Below are 21,190 nucleotides of genomic sequence, written 5' to 3'. Positions count from 1 at the left end.
TATGCCCGGCGGCCACCTGAACGTCGACCTGTCCCCGGCACTTTCGATCAACGTTCCCGCGGCACTCGCAATCCGCGCGGTCTCTCCGATCCTGAACAACGCACTCCAGGTCTCAGACCGCGCCTGGGTCAGTGCGCGGGCCGACGGCCGAAGCGTGGCTCTGCTCGTGGCCGACAGCGGCCCCGGGGTGCCAGACCAGTGGGTGGAGACGTTGTTCGAACCTGGCTGGAGCGGGAACGGGGGCTCTGGCCTCGGCCTCTCGCTTGCGAGGCGTGTGGCGCGCAGCGGCGGAGGCGACGTCTCGCTCGTCGAGCAGCGCAACCAGCATGGCGGCGCCACGTTCGCCGTCACGTTTCCGGGCGGCCGCGCCGCCCGAACAAGCCCAGCCCGAGGCGGGTGAATCGGTGAGTCAGAGCTCGAAGTGCGTAGCTCGCCGAGGAGGGCCGAGTCCGGCCCGGTAGGTGCTCTGGCAGTCCAACCGCAGCCCGGAGCGTGCGCAGCTCCAATGCCAGATCAGCGTTCGGTCGGNCGGCCAGGTGGTGGATATCGGCGCGGTCAAAGGAGGTGCCTGGTGCGCTGTCAGTCGTGGCGGGCTCCGGGCGGCGGATCGGGTAGGCGACCGGATCGACGCCAGCGGTCTCGCAGAGCCGAGTGAGCCAGTGGTCGACAATGGCGAGACCGTCGCGGATCGCACCACGGTCGATCGCAGCCAGGGTCGGGTTGAGGGCAGCGGGGAGCGATCCGGCGTCGAGGAAGGCGTGGATCGCCGCGGTCGCGCGGTCGGCCGGCCGGACCACGGATGTCCGGCCGGCCGTGCGCTCCGGGGCGCGACATGAACGATGGGGTCCTGCTGGATTGCCCAGCGCCGGTGGCAGGGCGGAGTTGGCGGCGCAGGGCGGTCAGCTCGGCCAGGGTTGTACTCACGGCGCAGCCGGACGACGGCCGCGTCCGGGGCGAGGGCCTGGACGAGCCGGTCAGTCCGGGAGGCGGCCAAGTGGCCGGCCAGCCGGTCGAGCGGGTCACCGCGGGATCATCTTGACAGGCAGGGCAGCGGGAAAGCCGGTCCCTGCCACTGTGCCGCTGCCGGACCTCGGCAGTTTGCGACATCCATCACCGCATCTCGGCAGCAATCCGAAACTCGGCCAGAGGGTACACATCGGCGGCGGTGGCGGGCACCCGTCGCGCGTCAGACCGAACGCATCAGACTCCAAGCCCAAAATACTGGCCGGGGTTACCCCCTTCATCGATCCCGTACACGTCGGATGGCTACGTCCTGTCGGACTACGACCAAGACCACCGGGTAAACCAGGCTAGGTCGTGCCGAGGATACACACCGAGCTATGCCCGGTGTTCGCTGTAAGAACGCATGTGTCCGNAATGTAGAGAAGGGANCAGCCCATGCCTACGTCTACCGCCGTCCGGCATAGTCCAATCGCCAGCATCAACCCATATAACAACGAAATACTTNGCGAATTCCCTCCCATGGGCGAGNAGGACGTCGACCGCGCGATCCGAGAGGCACATCAGGAATTCCAGTCCTGGCGCGGTACCAGCGTTGACGATCGGGCCGCGCTGGTCGGTCGAGCCGCNCAGCTGGTGCGTGATCGCTCCGAGCACCTGGCCCGACTGGTGACCCTTGAGATGGGCAAGCTCATCCGGCACAGCCGCGCCGAGATTGACCTTTCCGCNCGGATTCTGCAGTACTACGCCGACAAGGCCCCCGTGCTGCTCGCCGACGAGCCGCTGGATTTCAGAGACGGTTCGGCCGCTGTCATCAATGATCCACTGGGGGTGATCCTTGGCGTCCAGCCCTGGAACTTCCCGGTTTACCAGACCGTCCGGTTCGCGGCGCCCAACCTGGTGTTGGGGAACACCATTCTACTCAAGCCCGCAAGCAATACGCCACAGTCGGCGCTGGCCGTGGAGCAGCTGTTCGCCGACGCGGGCGCACCGCGAGGCGTGTACACCAACCTCCTGATTCCCGGCCGCGAGGTCTACCGGGTGATTGAGTCTGATGTCGTTCGGGGCGCATCGCTGACCGGAAGCGACCGGGCCGGCGTCAGCGTCGGTGAGACCGCCGGCCGAAACGTGAAGAAGAGCGTCCTCGAGCTGGGCGGCAGCGACCCGTTCATCGTGCTNGACGACAACAACCTCGACCGCACCGTCGAAGCGGCCCTGATCGGCCGCCTGCACAACATGGGGCAAAGCTGTGTGAGCGCCAAGCGGGTGATCGTGATATCCGAGGTATTCGACCGGTTCGTGACCGCGCTGGCCGAACGGATGCTCGAACTGGTTCCGGGCGACCCCGTTGACGAGGCCACCANACTGGCACCGGTGTGCTCCGAGCCGGCCGCCCAGACGCTGGTGGACCAGGTCCGCGACGCGCTGGACAAGGGAGCGACCGCGGTCGTCGGCGGCGGGCACGTCGACCACCCCNGAGCGTTCGTGCAACCGACGGTCCTCGTCGGCGTGACGCCGAAGATGCGCGCCTATCACGAAGAGCTGTTCGGGCCGATCGCAGTCGTCTATCGGGTACAGGACGATGACCAGGCGGTCTCCTTGGCGAACGACTCGCCTTACGGTCTCGGCGGTGCGGTGTTCAGCAGCGACATCTCCCGGGCGCGTGCAGTCGCCAGCCGGATCGAGAGCGGGATGGTGTGGATTAACCATCCGACGTCATCCGAGCCGGAACTGCCCTTCGGCGGCATCAAGCGGTCCGGCTACGGCCGGGAGCTGTCCCACCTCGGCATCAAGGAGTTCGCCANCCGGAAGCTGATCGTGACGATGGGGACGGACGCGCCGATCACCGACGCTCTGGGCTGATGCCCGCTCGGACGGTGTGCCCCTGCTCACTGCGGCGCCCATGTCCCTTGTGCCTGACGCGGGTTGTCAGGACAGCAGACCCAGGCCCTCCGCGAGGGCACGCCACTGTGCCGTAGGCAGCGGCGCGTCTGCCTGTGCGGTGAGTACCTGGATGGCGACGTGGTCGGCACCCGCGTTGTGATGCTGCTCGATCCGGCCGCGGATCGTAGCGACGCTCCCCCACGCAACCAGGCTGTCGACCAGGTGGTCGCTGCCCGAGCCGACGAAGTCGTCCTCGACAAATCCGAGCCTGAGCAGGTTTTCCGTGTAGTTCGGCAGTGCNAGGGAGACGGCGAGCGCGCGGCGGGCGATCGTCCGCGCCTGGGTCGCGTCGGTCGTGAGGACGACCTTCTGTTCCGGCGCGAGCAGCGGGCCGAGGCCGAGAATGTCGCGGGCCCGCCAGGTGTGCTCCGGGGTCACCAGGTACGGGTGCGCTCCGGCGGTGCGTTCGGCGGCGAGCCTGAGCATCCGCGGTCCCAGCGCGGCGAGCAGCCGCGCATCCCGNGGGACCCGCGACTGCGGGAGGTCCAACCGGTCGAGATAGCTTTCCACGGCCCGGAAGGGATGCCAGTAGCGCTCGCCGACGAAGGCCGCGTGGCCGGCGCCGACACCGATCAGCAACCGGTCAGGGTGGGACTTCGACACGCGAGCATAGCTGTCCGCCACCACCTTCGCCGGTTCGGTCCAGACGTTGAGGATGNCGGTTGCCGCGACCAGCCGGCGGCTGGCATCCAGCAGAGCCTCCGGAAGCTCGAGGCTCGCCGTCGCGCCGCCGAGCCAGATTGCGCCGTATCCGAGTTCGTCGAGTTCGGCGGCAGCGTCCGCCCTTGCCTGCCGGTCGTCCGGCCATCGCGCGATGGAGGTCCAGACACCGAACTTGCCGACGTTTACCGGCACGATTTCCCCCTCGCCGAAAGAGCCGGCGGGATCACCGCCTGATCACCGCCTCCACCGTCAGGAGCGGTGGGCGTGATCCTCGCCGACCTCGACATCCTTCTGGCTTCTGGCTTCTGGCCAAGATCGGCGGATGGCCACCCAGCGGACGGTTCGTGGGGTCGGGGTTGATGGCAGGCCGAATCCTGCGGGGCGTGGTTGGGGACGAACCGTCCCAGTAGCCAGGGTGAAACCGCCGCCCGGGTTGCGCAACAGGTGGATGTTCCTGAGCCAGGGCCGCGGCGGGAGTGTGGTTTCCCCCGCACCTCCGGCGGTGCCCTGCTGGACGGCCAGGGCCGCGGCCGAGCTGACTGTCCGGGCCGGCCTGTGTTCGCCGACGCCGGACGGGGNACACCCGCAGGGGAAGCATCCGACCACCCACTGTGAAGGGGAGAATCATGGCTGCCGCCACAAACACCCTCGAGGACGAACGTCAGTTGCTGGTCGGCTGCATCGAGGACGCCTTCGAGGCGATCCGGCTGCTACCGGGGCTGGACGCAAACGGCCCCGCTCTGGTCTGNCTCGCCGACCATCTCCTGGACGCCCGCCGCCAGACCGCCAAGGAAAGTTAGACGGTCAGCAGGCGGGCGCCGGGTAGTGATCCCTGATGGCACTCAGCGACAACCTCGCCGACTACCGAGCGCGGCGTGACGAGCGCCGCGGCCCCGAACCGTTCTCTCGCCAGGGCCAGGAAGAGCCAGCCCAGNCACATCGAGGTCACCTCCACCGGCGGAGGTGGACGCCGCTGACGTGCCGCAGGAGGCCCGATCCGCGCTTTCTCGGAAACCGGCCCGCGGCAGTCCGGGTCTGCCGTGTCCACCGGCGCGGGATTGGGCGGCGGTGCCGCGAAGCGCCGCGACACGCCGCGACGTCGTATCGGCCGCCCGGGGGAGGTCCTCACCGTGGAGATGCAGATGGATTACGACCAGTTCATTGCGAACCTGGAGCGAATAGCCGGCCTTGACCCGGACGCGGCCGTACAGGCGGCGCGCGCGACCTTGGAGACGCTCGCCGAGCGGCTGTCCAAGGAAGAGGCTCGCGATCTGGTGAATGACCTGCCGCCGGAACTGGGTCCGATGCTCTTCACGGACAGCCCGGCCGAGCGGTTCGATGTCGACGAGTTTCTCCGCCGGGTATCAGAGCGGGAACGGGTGGATATCGCGGCCGCCCGGCGGCACTCCGAAGCGGTGTTCACCATGCTGGCCCGGACGATCAGTGCCAAACGGTTGGCCCACCTGATGGCCCAGCTGCCCAAGGACTTCACCCCACTTCTCCCGGTCGGCCCGGATACCGAGGTTCTGTCGATGGAGACGTTCCTTGACCGGGTGAGCAGGCGCGCCGGCCTCGACTCGGCCGCATCCCGCCGGGCGACGGAGGCCGTGCTCGAGACGCTGGTCGAACGCGTCGCCGAGGGGTCCGTCGACCACATGAGCGTGCGGCTGCCCGCCGACCTGCGTCTCGTGCTTAAACGCGCGAAGGCGGCCAGCCCCGGTCCGGCGAGCCGCATGCCGGTGGACGAATTCCTCCGCCGGGTCGCGGAACGAGCAAAGATCCCGGCGTACCTGGCGCCCGTCCAGGCCCGTGCGGTCTTCCACACCCTCCGCGAGGCCCTCGGCGACAAGGAGTTCTTCGACCTGGTGGTCCAACTGTCCGGTGACTATGAATGGCTGTGGATCCGGCGACGGTCCGCCGCCTAGTGTCCCGTGATCCAGATTCCTCTACTGGCTGACNCAACACTGGGCGGAACTGCCGGAGAGAAGAACGCCAATGAGTACTTTCCGACTGGATACGACGCTGGNCGACAGGTTGGTTGACGGCAGCCTGGANCCNCCGGGAGAGGCGGCCCTCGCGGAGCAGGTGGCAAACATCCTGCCATTCCACTGGGCGCTTCCCCACCCGATCGAGGCCGCGTTGTCGAGGATCATCGTTCACCTCGGTGGGCAACGCGCCCTGCTGGCATGGCTGGACCGTTACCCCGGTCGGCCACGGCTGGTAGCCCGGCTGAATGTGCTCATGGGGCTCCTCGAACGCCTCAGCGACGAACCGGCCATCGTGACCGCATTGCAGGAGCTGCGAACACAAACGCCCTACCCGCCGGGCCTGTCCGGCTACCTCCCNCCGAGCACCGACGAAGCGACGCTCGCCAGTCTCGCTGGCCAGATTGAATCGCTCCTGGCGGCTGACCGCGCGGACGAAGCGGTACGGCTTTCTCTCGCCGTCATAGCCATGCTTCAGCAGGCTGCCCCGCAGATCGGGACACTCGACCTGGGCGGACGCGACATCACCGATCTTCTGGAGCAGGTTCGGCAGGATATCGTCGCGGTCGGCCCTGCCCGGCAGCCACGATGAACGAACGACAACTACGACCAGACTACTTGTCGGCGAGCTCGCCCAGGAACCCGGTGGGCACTTGGCCGAGAAGCTCGGTGACGCGGGTAATCTTCGGATCCCGGAAGTAGGAGCCGAGTACGGCTTCGCCCTCGCTCCGGGTGTTCNAGCGAGTGACGATGACAACGTGGCCGGGGTCCGCCAGGTCGCGGATGACGTCGTACCCGGTGCAGCCCGTGGTTGCTGNCATGTCAGCCCCGATGGCAAGCGCGAGGTCCATGCCCTCCTCCGCAGACTCGGGCGAGAAGCGCATGTCGAACACCGATGAAATGGTCATGAACTGGCTCCCGGGGACTAGTACGACCATACTAGAAAACCATAACTAGGATGACCGTACTAGTCAAGGTTGTTCGGCGAGGGCTCGCAGCAATGCCGACGCGCTCTGCTCGAAGACAGCGACCGTGCCGGCGGCGCGGGCCAGGACGAGGCTCCCCTCCAGGAACGTGACCATCAACTGCGCGGTCGCGCTGGCTTGCGATGAGGCGACTCCGACGTGGCAGAGTCGCGCTTCGAGGACGTCGATCCATGATCGGAACGCCGTATCCGCCGCAGCACTCAGTGCGGGCTGGTCCGGTGACGCTTCTACCGTCACAGCAGCCACCGCGCAGCCCGTACCACCTGCCGCCTTCGCCACGACGGGGCCGATGAGCTCGATGAAGCTGCGCAACACGGCGTCCGGATCGTCCCCGCCGATGCTCTCGAACTCGGCCCGGACTCGGCGACCCGTCCATGCGACGGCTTGCTCGGCGAGGTCGTTCTTGCCTCCTGGGAAATGGTGATAGATCGCCCCGCGAGCCGCGCCGCTCGCGGCGAGGACGTCGGTGAACGATGTCGCAGCCAGTCCCCGCTGGCGCAACGACAACNCCGCCGACTCCGTCATGCGTTGCTTGGTGTCGCGAGGCATCAGCACCTCCAACTCGTACGACCGTCCTAGAGTAGTCGGCCGCCTGGCCGCCAGCGACGGTGCCTCTCGGGTGCGTGCGGTGGTGGTCGAGGCGGACCGCGCGGCGGCGGTGAGCAGCGCCATGGTCACTGCGGTCCCNCTGCGGCTCGACGACCTGGCCGGGGTTGCGGAGGCAACGTGAACGGTCCGCGTCGGGGTGGCCCTCCGTCCCACCGTCCCCTCCCGCTCCGCCGTACTCAGCCGATCCGACTCGCAGGCACGCAGGATGGCGCGCGTCTTCCCCAGCCAGCTAGTCGATCACGGCCTGGTACACGAGGTTCTTGAAANCCCGTTGGTAGTGCCTGGCCCGCCAGTATTTCTGGGTCATGAACAGCCCGATCAGATCCTCGGCCGGGTCGACGAAGAAGCTGGTCGACCCGCGTCCGAGCCACCAGTAATCGCCCGCGGAGCCGAGGACTTCGGAGAGTCCCGACTGCTTGCGCACCGCCACGCCCAAGCCGAACGTGTACCCGTCGCGCGGCATGTAGTCGGGCCCGGTGCCATACAGCGAACCGAGGTGGTCGGAGGTCATCAGCTCGACCGACTTCCGGCTGAGCACCCGCTGGCCGTCCAGTTCACCCATTCCCAACAACATCCTGGTGAACCGGAGATAGTCCCGGACGGTCGAGAAAGAGCCGCTGCCGCCGGAGATGAAGGTTGGACGCGAGGTGAGGTCGCGCATCACCGTGTCCGCGGCGAAAGGCTCGGCCGGCTGCACCATCAGGTGAGCACGCTCCGGTGGGACGAAGAACCCGGTGTCGGCCATGCCGAGTGGGGTGAACACGCGATCCGCGAGCAGAGCGTCCAGCGGCTGGCCNCTGGCCACCTCCAGGAGGCGCCCCACGACATCGCCGGATCGACCATATTCCCAATGGGATCCCGGCTGCATGGCCAAGGGCAGCTTGCTGAACGAGGTGACGAGGTCCTGTGTGGACGTGGAATAAGCGACGTCGGTGTGATCGAACGCCCTGATACCGGCCTTCTCGTACAGCTTCAGGATCCAGGGGGTTCCGAAATACCCGCCAACGATGCCGGACGTGTGCCNCAGCAGATCGATAACAGTGATCTGCCGCTCCGCGTCCACGAGGCGGTGTCCACCGTCCGACGTGGATTCGCCGACCGGCAGGTCGGCCAGTTCGGGCAGAAACCGCCCGACGGGATCGCCGAGGTCGAGGAGCCCCTCCTCGTGCAGGGACATGGCGGCCACGCTCGTGAGCGGCTTGGTCATCGAGTAGATGCGGAAGATCGCGTCCAGCGGCATCGGGGTGCCGGTTGGCGGCGTCACGGTGCCGGCCTGCGCGGTGTACGCGACATGACCCCGGCGGTACACGAGCGCTACCGCGCCGGGCAGCCGGCCGTCGTCCACATGCGACGACAGCATCCGGTCGATCCTGGCGAGCCTGCCGGACGACAGACCGACCTCTTCCGGTATGGCGCGGTCACCGAGATCTGTTTCTGGTTCCACCGGTTTCCTCTTCGTTGGAGAGCAGATCCCGAGGGGCTGGCAAGCTCTCGCGACGGCCGATCGAATAGGTTCGATGCCGCGTTTCGTTGCTTGCAAGACTACGCCCGCGCGNCCGCCTTGCGCTGCCGATGTATGGGCGATCGAGGAGATCTCGATCGAGCGATAGGAGATGCGGGCGGCACCCGAGCCTACCCATTGACATGTCGCCACGATCCGGTTAGATCATCACCACACGGATTCTTGGTCACGCCGCAGGTGCGTGGCCGATCACGCGTGAATCGGCGGTGGAGGGGGCACGTTGCTAAGGGTCCTGCACACGATCGAGGATGTGCGTGAGCAAACGCGCGAGTGGCGCGCCACCGGTTCCTCCATCGGCTGCGTCATGACCATGGGCGCTCTCCACGAAGGGCACCTGAGCCTTGTCGACGCCGCGAGGAGAGAATGCGACAAGGTGGTTCTGACCTTGTTCGTCAATCCGATTCAGTTCGGACCTTCCGAGGACTTCGACCGCTATCCCAGGACCGAGGAAGCGGATTTCCGTGCCTTGCGCGACCGGGAATGTGACGCGGTCTTCGTGCCGGCCACCGAGACAATCTTCCCTTTGGGTGAGCGGCGCATCGACCAGGTGCGCACCAAGGTCGTCGTGCGCGGGTTGACCGATGTGCTGTGCGGCCCNCAGCGCCCGGGGCACTTCGACGGGGTCACCACCGAGGTCCTCAAGATGTTGCACATTGTCGACTGCGATCGGACCTACTGGGGTGAGAAGGACTACCAGCAGTACGCCGTCATCCGGGCGATGGTGGAGGATCAGGGCCTCCCGGTGAAGGTCGTGCCCNGCCCGACTATGCGCGACGTCGACGGCCTGGCGTTGAGCAGCCGCAACACGTATCTGGACTCCGGCCAGCGGGCGATCGCCCCGCGGCTGTACGCGGCGTTGCGGCGCGGCGCGCGTCGGATCGCCGAGCACGGCATCGACGTCATCGGCGAGACCACGAAACAGATCGCGGAGACCCTGCTGGCGCACGGGTTCGACCTGGTCGAGTACGTCGAGGTGTACACCGGTTCGCTCGGGCCGGCCGTCGCGGGCACACCAGTGGAGGAGCTGCGCGTCTTCGGGGCGGTGCGCCTGGGTGGNGCACGCCTGCTCGACAACGCCGCCGTCGCCGACGAGGTCGGCGGATGAGCGCGGAAAGGGGTCTGTTCTCCGGTGGCCGGTGGTCGCCCGGCGTGGGCGTCGCGGAGGTGCGCAACCCGTACACCGACGAGGTGGTGGGGACGGTGGTGCGCGCGAGCCCGGAGCAGGCGCTCGAGGCGGCGCGCGGGCTTGCCGGAGTCAGGTCCGAGCTCACCGCCTACGACCGAAGCAACNTCCTCACCGCGACAGCGGAACTTCTCCACCGCGAACGGGACGACTTCGNGAGCACGATCTCCCAGGAGTCCGGTCTCGCGATCATGGACGCCCGGCGCGAGGTGGACCGCGCCGCCACGCAGCTCCGGTACTGCGCGGAGGAGGGCAAGCGCATCACCGGCGAGGNGATCCGAACCGACGTCACCAGCGCTCGGCAGCGACGCCTCGCGATCACGACCCGGGAGCCGATCGGCGTCGTGTGCGCTGTCACGCCGTTCAACCGACCGCTCAACCAGGTCGTCACCAAGGTCGCCCCCGCGATAGCCGCCAACAACAGGGTGGTCGTCAAACCGTCGGAGAAGACCCCGCTGAGCGCGATCCGCCTCGTCGACGCGCTCCTGCGATCCGGCCTGCCACCCGACCTGATCGCGTTGGTGTGCGGCGAACCCGGCGAGCTCGTGGACGCGCTCATTCATTCCGGACACATCGACATGTTGACGTTCACCGGCAGCACCAGAGTGGGCCGGCTGCTCGCCGCGTCAGCCGGGATGATCAGGCAGACCTACGAGCTCGGGGACAGTGGCGCGCTGGTCATCATGGCGGATGCGGACATTCCCGCGGCCGTTGCGGCGGCCACCGCGGGCGCATTCGCCACCTCCGGGCAGTCGTGCCGCGGTGTCAAACGCATCATCGCGCACGAGGACGTCGCCGACGAGTTCGTCAGGGAACTCGCCGCCGCTGCGTCGGCCCTGGTGGTCGGCGATCCGGGGGACCCTGNGACCGACATCGGCACGCTGATAGACCGGCACGCCGCCAGCGAGGTGGAGGCCCGCGTGGCTCGTGCCGTGGCCGNGGGCGCGCGGGTGTTGTGCGGGGCCCGACGGGTGGGCGCCCAGTACTGGCCGACCGTCCTCGACCACGTGCCACGGGACGCGGATCTGGTGCGCCTCGAGACCTTCGGCCCGACGGCGCCGGTGATCAGGGTGAAGGACTTCCCCGAAGCGGTGGAGGTCGTCAACGACTCTCGGTACGGCCTCCAGGCAGGCATCTTCACCAACAACCTGGAGCACGCGCGCCGAGCCGCCGAGCTTTTCGACGTGGGCGCGGTCGTGGTGAACGGAGGACCGCAGTTCGAGTCGCCCAACATCCCGTTCGGCGGGGTGAAGGACAGCGGTATCGGTCGCGAAGGTGCGAGATACGCGATCGAGGAGATGACCAGGGTCAAGACCCTCGTCATCTAGTACTTCTACCTGATCAAAAAGCGTCGCGAACCCGAGAACACGGTGTGTTTTCGAACCGAGGAGGACAGGTGACCGTTCTCACCGCCGGCCGTGCCACCNCCGACCGGCGTGGCCGCCCACGGGAGGACCTCCGTGATCGCTGACCACGAGATCACCAACTCGAAGGCGGGCGCCTGGGACCGGCTGGGTAGCGCGTACTGGAACCGCAACTACGACGGCGGTCCGAACCCCGCAGCGTGTGCCCAGTACCTCGAAGGTCTCGCCGCTGGTGAGCGGGTGCTTCTGGTGGGCGCCAGCACCGTTGCACTCGCCCGTGCGGTGCTCGACGCCGGCGCGGAGCTGGTGGTCGCGGACTTCTCCGCGGTGATGCTTGCCGAGCTGGAGAACCTGATCCCGGGAAGGGCCGAGTTCGTTCGGGTCGACGTGACCCGCGCCGACTCACGGTTCGACGGTGCGTTCGATCTCGTGATAGCTGATCGACTTGTCAACCGGTTCGTCCGCGCCGAGCTCCGCAGCGCCCNGCGGACCCTGTCCGCCGCGGTGCGCCCCGGCGGGAAGATGCGGCTGAGCTACCGGTTGGGGCTGTACGAGCGGGACGGAGCGGTGCTCTCCGAAGCCGCTCGACGCGGCGTGCTGTCCACCGTTTTCGACGAGGTGGAGTTCGACGTCGACTACAGCGCCGCAGCAGAATGGCTCGGCACGGTGTTGCCACCACACGGCGACATCCCGACGCACGCCCTGGTCGACTTCTACGTGGCCAGGGGACGAGAACACCGGATCAGAACAGGCGAACTCGACGAGCTCGCCGCCCAGGAGGTGCCGCGCGGCCTCCGTTACGAGACCGCGCACCTGCCGGTGCCCGGCCAGGGTGACGACTTCCTCCTCCAACTCNCCCGCCTGGCATGACCGCCGACACCGGGTCGCGCGACTTCCGCGTCCTGTGGCGCGGTGAGTCGATCAGCCTGGTCGGCGACCGGGTGGCCACGTTCGCCGTGCCGACCATCGCGATCCTGACCCTGCACGCGACGACGTTCGAGGTCGGGCTGTTGACGATGGCCACGTACATCGCATATCCGGTCTCCGGTATCGGTGCGGGGCTGCTCGTCGATCGTTTCACCCGCCGGCGGATGATNGTGGTGGCCGGTGCCGCGCGGCTCGTGCTGTTCATNAGTATTCCGGTCGCGCAACGGTTCGGTGTGCTCACGATCGAGCAGCTACTCCTGGTCGTCGCGGTGAGCGGCGGTTTCACCCTGCTGTACGACGTGGCGTTGCAGGGGNATCTGCCCATTCTGCTGCCTGGCCACGAGCTACTGCNAGGCAACGCCGCAGTCGAGACCTCGCGGAGCACCTCGCAGGTTATCGGACCCGCACTCGGCGGCGCGCTGTCGAGCGCATTCGGGGCGACCTATGCGGTGGCTCTGAACGCGACGTCCTTCCTCGGCTCCATTCTCAGCGTGATGTCCGTGCGGACGGACGAACCACCGCCCGAGCCGCGCTCACCGGGGGACACCGTGGTCGGCAGGCTCCGGGAGGGATTCGCGTTCGTGTTGACCCACGACCTGCTGCGACCTCTCACGCTCTGTGCCGCGGTGCGAAACCTGGNCATCACGGTGACCAAGACGGTGATCTTCCTGTACGCCTACCGGGCGCTCCACCTCTCCGTCCACACCACGGGAGTGATCCTGGCAACCGGAGCGGTCACGTCGGTGCTGGGCGCATCGGTCGCGGGACGCGCCGTGCGGAGATTCGGTTACGGCCGGACGCTGCTGTTCACGGTCTCCGAAGGGGTGATGTGGCTGATGGCGCCNCTGGCCCTGCTCGGTCACCCGGCCGCGGTCCTGGGGGTGATCGTCACGTTCGCCTCGCCCTGGTTGCCGATCTGGAACAGCCAGGTCGCCGTCGCGCGCCAGGTGCTGGCACCTGCCCGGCTACAAAGCCGCGTGCTCGCTTCGATACGGACGATCGGTTGGGGAACCCTGCCGCTGGGATCGCTGCTGGGCGGAGTGCTCGCCGTCGTCTTCGTCGGNGCGTTCGGTGAACGGGCCGGACTCGCCCTCACGATTGTTGTGGGTGGCCTTATCGCGACGAGTGCGGGCAGTTGGCTGCTCGCACCGGCCGTACGGAACTCGCGGCAGGTTCCTCGGGCGCATTGGCTCGCCAACCGGCCGGCCGTTGNAGTTTCTTGACGAGGGANCGGCGAGAATTGCTGTTGGATACGTTCAGGATCGTTCACTGGATGAACGCCAGGAAGATCACCAGTCAGGAGCTTGCGGTTCGGCTGGAAATCGGCGAAGAGGAGTTCGGTCAGCTACTCGCCAAGGATGAGTTCGACGTGGCGGACGATTTCGCNGAGTTGCTGGTCAGGCAGCTCGAGATCGAACTTCCGCAAATATCCGTGGGTACCGGAAAGAACGTCGTGGTGNTCCGCACGGCGGCCGAGATGCGAGCGACCTGCCGGGCCGTGCGGCGTGACGGGATCCATTTCTACAACTACTACACGATGGCGGCGCCGGCCGGAAGGGTGGCACCGGTCATCCTCGACATACTGTGTCCCGCCGACCGNCTGCCCGCGTTGAACAACGGTCACCTCGAGCCGGCGATCACGGTGAACCTGGGCCCGGGTGACATCAACGGTCGCTGGGGAACCGAGCTCACGGCGGCGACGTGGCGACGGATGCGCGCGGGGACTTCAGCCGTGCCGTGGGTGGCCGGCGATTCCTATGTGGAGCCCTCCTTCTGCCCGCACACGTACTCCCTCGCGACGGACGTGCCCNCTCGGATCATCTCCTACACCGGAAGGTCCGGGCTCCAGGCGTTGGTGGAGGAGACGAACTCCTGGGCCGACCACGCCTTCGAGGCGATGGTCGAGTNGGTGTCCGACGGCTCGCCCGCCGCGATCCTGCGCAGCGTGCTGGCCCGTCGTGGTCACGACCTGACCAGCCTGGCCAGGCAGACCGGTATCCCGCAGGAGCGTCTCGCCGACACCGCGGACCTGACGCTCGACGAGGTGCGCGCGGTGGCCAGGGTGCTCGCGACGGACTACCGGATCCTGCTCCCCGCGATGNGCGAACACGACCAGGTCGGCAAGACGTTCCGGTCGGTGGAGAGCAGTGTCGCGAGCATCCGCCCGTTTCGCAGCTACGAGGTCGCCTCCCTCGCCGCCGCACCGCACCTGCCCGACCTGACCGGGCTGTACATGCACGTTGACAACGGCACGCCGAAGCCGGTGCTCGATCTCTGCGACTTCGCGGAGGCCCACTACCTCGTGCTGGACGGTGAGATCACGCTCTGGTGGCGGCAGGAAAGCGGGCGTCGGCAGGAAAGCGGGCGTCAGCAGGAAAGCGATGGGATCGGCTCCGCTCGGCTGACCGGGGACGGCAGCGCATGGGTGTCGCCGTTCGTCGCGCACGGCTGGTCCGGCTCCGGATCGGTGGTGAAGCTGGGCAGCGGAAAACATCTGTCCTATGTGGACTACCTCGAGCTGTCCAACACGTTTCAGGCGCAGCGGGTGCTGCGCCGAGGACGTCGCGATCGGCTCGGCTGGGGCTACGACGGCCAGAAGGGGGCACCGGGCTGATGCGGGTGGTGTACACCGATCCGGCGTGGGCCGTCAACGGGCTCGGTGAGCTCGATCCGTCGCTGGCGACGATCGAGCGCGAGACCTACGGGGAGNATGTCGAGCTCGGCCTCGGCGTCCGTCGGGACGGCCGGTTCCTCCTCGACGGTGCGGAGTTCGACAGCCACGTCGCTGGTGCGGACGCGCTGGTGGTCTACCGTGCCCTGGTTACCCCGCGACTGCTGGACGCGGTGGGTCCGTCCTGCCGGGTCGTCGCACGTCAGGGGGTGGGGCTGGACAACCTCAACGCCGAGTTGCTGCGTGCGCAGGGGCTGTGGGGCTTCCACGTCCCCGACTACTGCGGNGACGAGGTCAGCACACACACCCTGGCCCTGGCACTCGCCCTCGAACGCGGCGTCTGTGTGCAGGACGGGCTGGTGCGCAACCGCTCGTGGAACATCCACGCCGGCCGGATTCCCCGGCGTACCGCCGGGTTGACCGCGGGCATCGTGGGTTTCGGCAGGATCGGCCGTGCCACCAGCCGCAAGCTGCACCCCTTCTACGGGCGCGTCGTCGCCTACGACCCCTATGTTCCGGCGGACCTGATGGCCAGCCACGGCGTGTCACCCTGCACGTCACCGGTCGAGCTCTTCGCCGTGTCGGACGTCATCGTGCTCCACCCGGAGCTGACCGCCGAAACCGAACGTCTGGTCGACCGGACCGTGCTCCGGTCGTGCACGCCCGGTGCGTTGCTCGTGAACACCGCCCGCGGCGGTCTCGTCGACCTCCCCGCGGTGNTGGACGCCCTTCGCGACGGACGCCTCGGCGGGTTTGCCTCGGACGTCTTCTCGCCGGAGGACCCCAACGACGACGAGATCGGTCGCGAGTTGTTGCGCAGGCCCGACGTCATAGTCACCGCTCATCGGGCGTTCCTGTCCGCCGAGTCGGAGGTCAGCCTGCGGCAGCGGGTCGCCGCCGGAGTGCGGCACGTGCTGCGAGAGGGGCAACCTCCGCCCTCAGGCCGGGTCGCGTGAGCCTGCTGTGCCCGATGTGAGACGTGGCCCGATGTGGAGGACATGAGATGCGGAGAATCACCAACAGGACCTTCCGGGAGGTGCTGGCGGAGGGTCAGGCCGTGCGCGCCGCGGGGGTTCACGACGCGCTGGGAGCGATGCTTGCCGAGCAGGCGGGCTTCGCCGCAGTCTGGGCGTCCAGTCTGGGAATCTCCGCGGCGCGTTGTCTACCCGACGCGAGCCTGCTCACCATGACCGACTACCTCCAGGCCGCGGTACAGATGCAGCGTCGGGTGGGAATCCCGGTCGTCGCCGACTGCGACACCGNTTTCGGCAACAACCTCAATATCGCCTATCTGGTGCACGAGTACGAAGCGGCGGGAATCAGCGCGGTCTGCATCGAGGACAAGCACTATCCGAAGATGAACAGCTTCGCCCCCGGCAATCACGACCTGCTCGAAACCACCGCCTTCGCGCGGAAGATCTCCATCGCGAAACGGGTCCAGAGCGGCGACGACTTCTTCGTCATCGCCCGCACCGAAGCCCTGATCAGTGGACTCNGCGTCGACGAAGCGCTGAACCGCAGCTACGCGTACGCCGAAGCCNGCGCGGACGCGCTGCTGGTCCACTCCAAGCACCGGACCAGCGCCGAGGTGCAGGCGTTCCTCGAGCAGTGGGACGGACGCAAGCCGGTCGTGCTGGTGCCGACCACGTACCCCGGGTGGCACTTCGACGACGCGGTCAAGGCGGGTGCATCCGTGATTATCTACGCCAACCAGGGACTTCGGGCGACGATCGACGCGCTGCGGGCCACCTTCCACGCGATCATCACGCACGGGAGTTCGGCCGACCTCGAGGCCGACCTGGCGTCATTGAACGACGTGTTCGAGCTTCAGCGGCTGCGGCAGTGGCAGGAGCNGGAGCGGTGATCGACGCCGACCGGTTCTGTTCACGGTTGATCGCGCATGGCTTCAGCTCCGCCACCGGTGTGCCGTGCTCGTATTTCGCCGGTCCGATCGAGTGGCTGTCGCGCGACAAACGGTACGTGCCCGCGGCGAACGAGGGCGCTGCTCTGGCCATTGCCGCGGGTGCGGCCCTCGCGGGCTCGCGCACCGCGGTCTTCGCACAGAACTCCGGGCTGGGCAACCTGATCAACCCACTCGCCTCGTTGCAGATGACCTATGACATTCCGGTGCTCGCGTTCGTGAGCCTGCGAGGCTGGCCCGACCCGTCGCAGGACGAACCACAGCACGCCGTCATGGGGCAGGCCACGGCACGGCTGCTCGACGCGCTGGGCGCGGCCAGGTGGTTGTTGACCGCCGCGGCGAGTGACCTCGACGGCATCCTCGACGAGGCGGAGCGTGAACTGGCCCGCGGACGTCCGGCGTTCGTCCTGGTCGAGAAGGGAGCCATCGCCGGGGTCGTCGAGGGCGGAGAAGGTGGAGAGGGCGGAGAAGGTGGAGCGGGCGGAGCGGGCGACCTTCCCACGCTGTGCACCCGGGCCCAGGTACTCCGTGCGATCCTGCCCGACCTGGGTGACCTGCCGATCATTTCCACGACCGGCTACACCTCGCGCGAGCTGTTCGCGCTTGGCGACGCGGACAACCATTTCTACATGCAGGGCTCCATGGGGCACGCGGCGGCGATCGGCCTGGGGCTCTCCCGCACGTTGTCCGACGCNCAGCCGGTGGTCGTCCTGGACGGCGACGGGGCGGCGTTGATGCACCTGGGCACGATGTCGACCATCGGTTTCACCGCCCCCGCCAACATGGTGCACGTCCTGTTCGACAACGGCTCCTACGAGTCCACCGGCTCGCAGGCGACCACCTCGCCGATGACCGACTTCACCCAGATCGGGCTGNCCTGCGGGTACCGCCAGGCGCGCGAGTGCTCGGAGCTCGGGGATGTGCAGTCCGCACTGCGCCTGATGCTGTCCACTCCTGGACCGCACCTGCTGGTGGTGCGCGTGGCGTCCGGTCGCGGGACCGCTCCTCCCCGGGCGACCTCCGCGATGAGCGCACCGGAGATGCACCGGCGCTTTCGTTCCTGGGTATCCAGCCATGCGGAGAAACCGTGCAGCCGCCGGACGTGATCAGCGCGGCCGGCTGCGTGTCGGTGCTACCGCGGTTGGTGGGTGCGGGCAGGCGCGTGCTGGTGGTGGCCAGCGCCCGCGCGTTTCGAGCGGCCGGGGTCGAGGAGTTGCTGGNGGTCAGCGAGGTTGCGTTGTTCTCCGGCTTCACCCCCAACCCCCGCCTGGGCGATGTGGTCGCTGGGTGTCGGTTGCGGGACCGCTGGCGGCCGGAGGTGATCGTCGGCGTCGGCGGCGGCAGCGCACTCGACGTGGCGAAGTTGGTCCGCCTGCTGCCCGCCGACGTCGAGCACGCTCGCGGGTCGCTGCACGCGACGCGGTACGAGCCACCCGCGCAGCGAAGGCCGCTCGTGCTCGTGCCGACGACCGCCGGCCCGGGCAGCGAGGTCACCCGATTCGCGACGGTCTTCGATGACGACACCAAGCTGTCGCTGGACCATCCGTCGGTGCTGGCCGACGTCGCCGTCATCGATCCCGACCTGGCGGCGTCCTGCCCACCGAGCCTCGTCGGAAGTTGTGGCTTCGACGCGCTGTGCCACGCCGTCGAGTCGTGGTGGAGCAAGCGGTCGACCCCGCATTCCCGCGAGTTCGNGAGCGAGGCGCTGACCGCCCTCGTCCCCTTGTTGCGGCGACCGGTGTCNGAGCCGGACGCCGCGCAGCGGAGCACGTTGGCGGCCGCGGCGCTCGCTGCGGGCCGAGCCATAGACATCACGAGGACGACGGCGGCGCACGCCTTCGCGTACCGNTTGACCACGCAGTACGACGTGCCGCATGGCGTGGCCTGNCTGCTGAACCTACGGTGGCTGCTGCGCCACCACCTGGCGATGGCCGAGCGGCCCGGCGTCGAGACGCGGGTCATCGAGCAGCTCGCGGCCATCGTCGAGGTGCTCGGCCTTGGGGACACGGAGCCGGCGGACTACTTCACCGACTACCTCACCGGATTCGGCTGGTCGCCGCGGCTGAGGGACTACGGGATCAGCCGCGAGGCGCTTCCGTCCATCGTGGACGCGGGGCTGGGGTCCCGGGCCAGGGTGGAGAACAACCCGATCGAGCTGGACCGCCATGAGGTGCTGCATGAGCTTTCTGCGATCTTCTGAGCGCGGATCCACGACCTGAGCACCCGCCGGACGGTTCTCGCATCGTCGTTTGGGTCAGCCGCCCGAGGCCCGGGTAGGCACATAACCCAGTCGCTTGTCCACGACGTTACGGAGGGGATTTCCGGACAGCCAGCACCGGTAATTGTCGACGAACAACTCGGCGAGCGCGGGCAAAGAGCCGACGAAGTCGCCCGACATGTGCGGCGACACCANCACAGCGGGCATCGTCCACAGCGGTGAGGAGGTGGGAAGGGGTTCGGTGTCGAAGACGTCCAGCGCCGCGCCCGCGATGACACCGTCACGCAGGGCCGCAACCAGGTCCTCGGTAACCACGAGCGCCCCCCGACCGACGTTGATCAAACGGGCGGACGGCTTCATCGCGGCGAACGTCGAGGCGTTGAACATGCCCTCGGTCCGCTCGGTCAACGGACTCGCCGCGACCACGAAATCCGCGTGCGGCANCCGCCGCGTCAACTGGTCGAAGNCGCGTACCACGCCGAAGTCCGGATCGTGGTCGCGACGGGTGCGCCCGATACCCTCGACGCGCATGCCCACCGAACGCAGTGTCCGCGCAACCGCGCGACCGATGGGCCCCGTGCCCGCGATCACCACGGCACTCCCGTCGATCCGCTCGGTCTCCCTGTGCTGCCATCGGCGTTCCCGCTGCGCCGCGAACGTGCCGGCGAAATCCTTGGCGAAGGTGAGCACGAGCCCGAGCACATACTCGGCGATGGGGCCTTCGAAGACACCCCGTGAATTCGTCAGCACCACGTCGCTGTCTCGCAACGCGGGGAAGAGCACGGCGTCCACGCCGGCGCCGGCGACGTGCACCCATTGCAGCGCGTCCGCGGCGAGCCAGGCCNCCTCGACCCCGGTACACCGGAAGTCCCACACGAAGAGCGCGTCCGCTCCGCGGAGGTCCTCGGGAAGTCTTTCGGCCGTGGTGTAACGGACCTCGGCGCCGGACTCGACCATCTCCATGCCGGGTGGGCGTCGGCCAGCGCACAACACCGCGACCACCGGACGCCCCGCCCGACCACGCCTCGTGGCAGTGCTCACGTTCCACCGGCGCGNCCACCGGCGGCCGACCAGACCAGCTCTATGCCCTCGACCAGTTGCGCGTCAGGAATGGTCAACGGGGGCGCCATGCGGATGCGTTCACCGTGCCGGCCCCCGCTGAACACGAGCGCGCCNCTGGCGAACGCTCGGCGTACCAGTTCCCGGCTGACGACCGCGGTCGGCTCGAAGGACAGCGCGGGGCCGGTCGCGTACACCGCGCGCGCCAGGCCGGCCGCCTGAAGCCGGTCGGCGAGTTCCTCCAGCCGGGCGCCGACGGCCGCGCCCATACCCGCCACATCGTTGCCGTCGATGTAGCGGGTCACCTCATGCGCGGCCGCGGTGCCCAGGGTGCCGGTCTGGAAGGTGTGCGCCAGATACACCGGATCCGCTCCCGCCTCCAGAAAGCGCTTGTACACCACGGCCGACAGCGGGTACATGCCGTTGGTGAGCGACTTGCTGAACAGGACGATGTCCGGGTCCAGGCCCCACGCCGCGGACGGGCTGAAGACGCCGTGCCGGTAGAACCCGCACTGGATCTCGTCGGCCACGGTGACCACGCCCGCCGANGCTGCCGAGGCGGTCACCTCGTGCAGCCACTCGCGGTCGAGAGGCACGTACCCGTTGGCGCCCTGCACCGGCTCGTAGATCATGCACGAGACGCCGTCCCAGTCCCGTGGCACGGTGCCGGGAGTCAGGTGGATCACTTCGGGCGCGAGCAGGTCGACGAAGCCGGTGTCGTGCAACGAGAACCGCCGCTGCACGCTGGTGAGTGCTNCCGCGTCGACACCGAGGCCGTGGAACGCACCGTCGATCGACATCACCCGGCCCGGACGGGTGCGGCGGGCCAGGGCCAGCGCGGCCGCCACCGCGAAGCTGCCACCCACCTGGTACAGGACGCGCCGGCTGTGCGGTTCGGGCAGCCGGGCACACAACCACCGCGCCACCCCGTCCGCCTCCGGGCCGTAGAACAGACCCGTGAGGTCGGACGATCGGGCCAGTGCCCGCTCGATCGCCGGGTTGCGGTGGCCGAAGTTGACAGCGGCATAGGCCGACATGAAGTCGGTGCACCGGTGCGGTCTGCCTGCCTCGTCGATCAGGTCCAGGGTGGCGTTGTCGGCGTGGACCAGGATGTACCGCTGGTCGAGCACGCCCGCCTCGTCCAGCCGGCTCTGAAATAGCCGGTCCTCGGTACGCGG

Annotated in this window: 5 protein-coding genes and 30 pseudogenes; 27 read left to right on the top strand and 8 right to left on the bottom strand. The window is 68.2% G+C overall.

Translation table 11 applies throughout. The annotated features are described in order from the left end of the window. Position 1: 1 nt before the first annotated feature. The 8 genes and pseudogenes from UK94_RS70165 to UK94_RS70135 form a co-directional block, all read left to right on the top strand. Entirely contained in the window at positions 2-400 is a 399-nt protein-coding gene (locus UK94_RS70165; protein ID WP_235490595.1) for an ATP-binding protein, read from the top strand. A 998-nt stretch (positions 401-1,398) separates the two neighbouring features. Next, positions 1,399-1,467, top strand: a pseudogene (locus UK94_RS75440) (hypothetical protein); the annotation flags it as partial. A 25-nt stretch (positions 1,468-1,492) separates the two neighbouring features. Continuing rightward, a pseudogene (locus tag UK94_RS70160) lies at positions 1,493-1,589 on the top strand (hypothetical protein); the annotation flags it as partial. 1 nt (position 1,590) lies between these two features. Beyond that, a pseudogene (locus tag UK94_RS70155) lies at positions 1,591-1,688 on the top strand (hypothetical protein); the annotation flags it as partial. 1 nt (position 1,689) lies between these two features. After that, positions 1,690-2,138, top strand: a pseudogene (locus tag UK94_RS70150) (aldehyde dehydrogenase family protein); the annotation flags it as partial. A 1-nt stretch (position 2,139) separates the two neighbouring features. After that, positions 2,140-2,323: pseudogene (locus tag UK94_RS70145) on the top strand (aldehyde dehydrogenase family protein); the annotation flags it as partial. Between the two features lies 1 nt (position 2,324). After that, a pseudogene (locus UK94_RS70140) lies at positions 2,325-2,436 on the top strand (hypothetical protein); the annotation flags it as partial. A 1-nt stretch (position 2,437) separates the two neighbouring features. Continuing rightward, positions 2,438-2,764 (top strand): annotated as a pseudogene (locus UK94_RS70135) (aldehyde dehydrogenase family protein); the annotation flags it as partial. A gap of 125 nt (positions 2,765-2,889) precedes the next feature. On the opposite strand, the pseudogene UK94_RS70130 reads toward UK94_RS70135, so the two are convergent. From UK94_RS70130 to UK94_RS70115, 4 pseudogenes are all read right to left on the bottom strand, one after another. Continuing rightward, positions 2,890-3,144, bottom strand: a pseudogene (locus tag UK94_RS70130) (LLM class F420-dependent oxidoreductase); the annotation flags it as partial. 1 nt (position 3,145) lies between these two features. Next, positions 3,146-3,366, bottom strand: a pseudogene (locus UK94_RS70125) (LLM class F420-dependent oxidoreductase); the annotation flags it as partial. Position 3,367: 1 nt separating this feature from the next. Continuing rightward, positions 3,368-3,562 (bottom strand): annotated as a pseudogene (locus UK94_RS70120) (LLM class F420-dependent oxidoreductase); the annotation flags it as partial. A gap of 1 nt (position 3,563) precedes the next feature. Continuing rightward, positions 3,564-3,759, bottom strand: a pseudogene (locus UK94_RS70115) (LLM class F420-dependent oxidoreductase); the annotation flags it as partial. Positions 3,760-4,607: 848 nt separating this feature from the next. Between UK94_RS70115 and UK94_RS33225 the strand changes: the two are divergent. The 19 genes and pseudogenes from UK94_RS33225 to UK94_RS70015 all read left to right on the top strand — a co-directional run. Next, a complete protein-coding gene (locus tag UK94_RS33225; RefSeq protein WP_157734505.1) occupies positions 4,608-5,492 on the top strand; it encodes a DUF2267 domain-containing protein in 885 nt (294 codons plus the stop codon). 421 nt (positions 5,493-5,913) lie between these two features. Beyond that, positions 5,914-6,144: pseudogene (locus tag UK94_RS70110) on the top strand (hypothetical protein); the annotation flags it as partial. A 3,626-nt stretch (positions 6,145-9,770) separates the two neighbouring features. Continuing rightward, a pseudogene (locus UK94_RS70105) lies at positions 9,771-9,959 on the top strand (aldehyde dehydrogenase); the annotation flags it as partial. Between the two features lies 1 nt (position 9,960). Beyond that, positions 9,961-10,008 (top strand): annotated as a pseudogene (locus UK94_RS70100) (hypothetical protein); the annotation flags it as partial. Between the two features lies 1 nt (position 10,009). Next, positions 10,010-10,125 (top strand): annotated as a pseudogene (locus tag UK94_RS70095) (hypothetical protein); the annotation flags it as partial. A gap of 1 nt (position 10,126) precedes the next feature. Further along, positions 10,127-10,716, top strand: a pseudogene (locus UK94_RS70090) (aldehyde dehydrogenase family protein); the annotation flags it as partial. Position 10,717: 1 nt separating this feature from the next. Then, positions 10,718-10,791 (top strand): annotated as a pseudogene (locus tag UK94_RS70085) (hypothetical protein); the annotation flags it as partial. Position 10,792: 1 nt separating this feature from the next. Further along, a partial coding sequence (locus tag UK94_RS70080; RefSeq protein ID WP_235490592.1) for an aldehyde dehydrogenase family protein occupies positions 10,793-11,180 on the top strand: 388 nt, incomplete at its 5' end. Positions 11,181-14,853: 3,673 nt separating this feature from the next. Beyond that, positions 14,854-15,100, top strand: a pseudogene (locus tag UK94_RS75435) (C-terminal binding protein); the annotation flags it as partial. A gap of 22 nt (positions 15,101-15,122) precedes the next feature. Next, positions 15,123-15,533, top strand: a pseudogene (locus UK94_RS70060) (NAD(P)-dependent oxidoreductase); the annotation flags it as partial. Position 15,534: 1 nt separating this feature from the next. Continuing rightward, a partial coding sequence (locus tag UK94_RS70055; RefSeq protein ID WP_268761713.1) for an NAD(P)-dependent oxidoreductase occupies positions 15,535-15,770 on the top strand: 236 nt, incomplete at its 5' end. Between the two features lie 47 nt (positions 15,771-15,817). After that, a pseudogene (locus tag UK94_RS70050) lies at positions 15,818-16,076 on the top strand (isocitrate lyase/phosphoenolpyruvate mutase family protein); the annotation flags it as partial. A 1-nt stretch (position 16,077) separates the two neighbouring features. Further along, positions 16,078-16,309, top strand: a pseudogene (locus UK94_RS70045) (isocitrate lyase/phosphoenolpyruvate mutase family protein); the annotation flags it as partial. Position 16,310: 1 nt separating this feature from the next. Then, positions 16,311-16,354 (top strand): annotated as a pseudogene (locus UK94_RS70040) (hypothetical protein); the annotation flags it as partial. Position 16,355: 1 nt separating this feature from the next. Next, positions 16,356-16,667, top strand: a pseudogene (locus tag UK94_RS70035) (isocitrate lyase/phosphoenolpyruvate mutase family protein); the annotation flags it as partial. A 7-nt stretch (positions 16,668-16,674) separates the two neighbouring features. Continuing rightward, positions 16,675-17,429, top strand: a pseudogene (locus UK94_RS70030) (thiamine pyrophosphate-binding protein); the annotation flags it as partial. A 1-nt stretch (position 17,430) separates the two neighbouring features. Further along, positions 17,431-17,610, top strand: a pseudogene (locus tag UK94_RS70025) (thiamine pyrophosphate-dependent enzyme); the annotation flags it as partial. A gap of 1 nt (position 17,611) precedes the next feature. Continuing rightward, positions 17,612-17,841: pseudogene (locus UK94_RS70020) on the top strand (phosphonopyruvate decarboxylase); the annotation flags it as partial. A 782-nt stretch (positions 17,842-18,623) separates the two neighbouring features. Continuing rightward, positions 18,624-18,935, top strand: a 312-nt coding sequence (locus UK94_RS70015) for a hypothetical protein (RefSeq protein ID WP_235490589.1), incomplete at its 5' end; no start/stop codon positions are given. Between the two features lie 54 nt (positions 18,936-18,989). On the opposite strand, the pseudogene UK94_RS70010 reads toward UK94_RS70015, so the two are convergent. The 4 pseudogenes from UK94_RS70010 to UK94_RS69990 all read right to left on the bottom strand — a co-directional run. Then, positions 18,990-19,147, bottom strand: a pseudogene (locus UK94_RS70010) (D-2-hydroxyacid dehydrogenase); the annotation flags it as partial. A 1-nt stretch (position 19,148) separates the two neighbouring features. After that, a pseudogene (locus UK94_RS70005) lies at positions 19,149-19,396 on the bottom strand (NAD(P)-dependent oxidoreductase); the annotation flags it as partial. A 24-nt stretch (positions 19,397-19,420) separates the two neighbouring features. Then, positions 19,421-19,797, bottom strand: a pseudogene (locus tag UK94_RS69995) (NAD(P)-dependent oxidoreductase); the annotation flags it as partial. A 1-nt stretch (position 19,798) separates the two neighbouring features. Next, positions 19,799-19,916, bottom strand: a pseudogene (locus UK94_RS69990) (D-2-hydroxyacid dehydrogenase); the annotation flags it as partial. Between the last annotated feature and the right edge of the window lie 1,274 nt (positions 19,917-21,190).

It is taken from the genome of Frankia sp. AvcI1 (assembly GCF_001420875.1).
GTDB classification, from domain to species: domain Bacteria; phylum Actinomycetota; class Actinomycetes; order Frankiales; family Frankiaceae; genus Frankia; species Frankia alni.
Note: the sequence above shows the minus strand (reverse complement) of the source record. Positions and strands in the feature narration are given on the sequence as shown.

What these genes read in the sequence shown, in the direction of transcription:
- UK94_RS70165 (WP_235490595.1), top strand. Translation starts at nt 2, where the DNA reads ATGCCCGGCGGCCACCTGAACGTCGACCTGTCCCCGGCACTTTCGATC.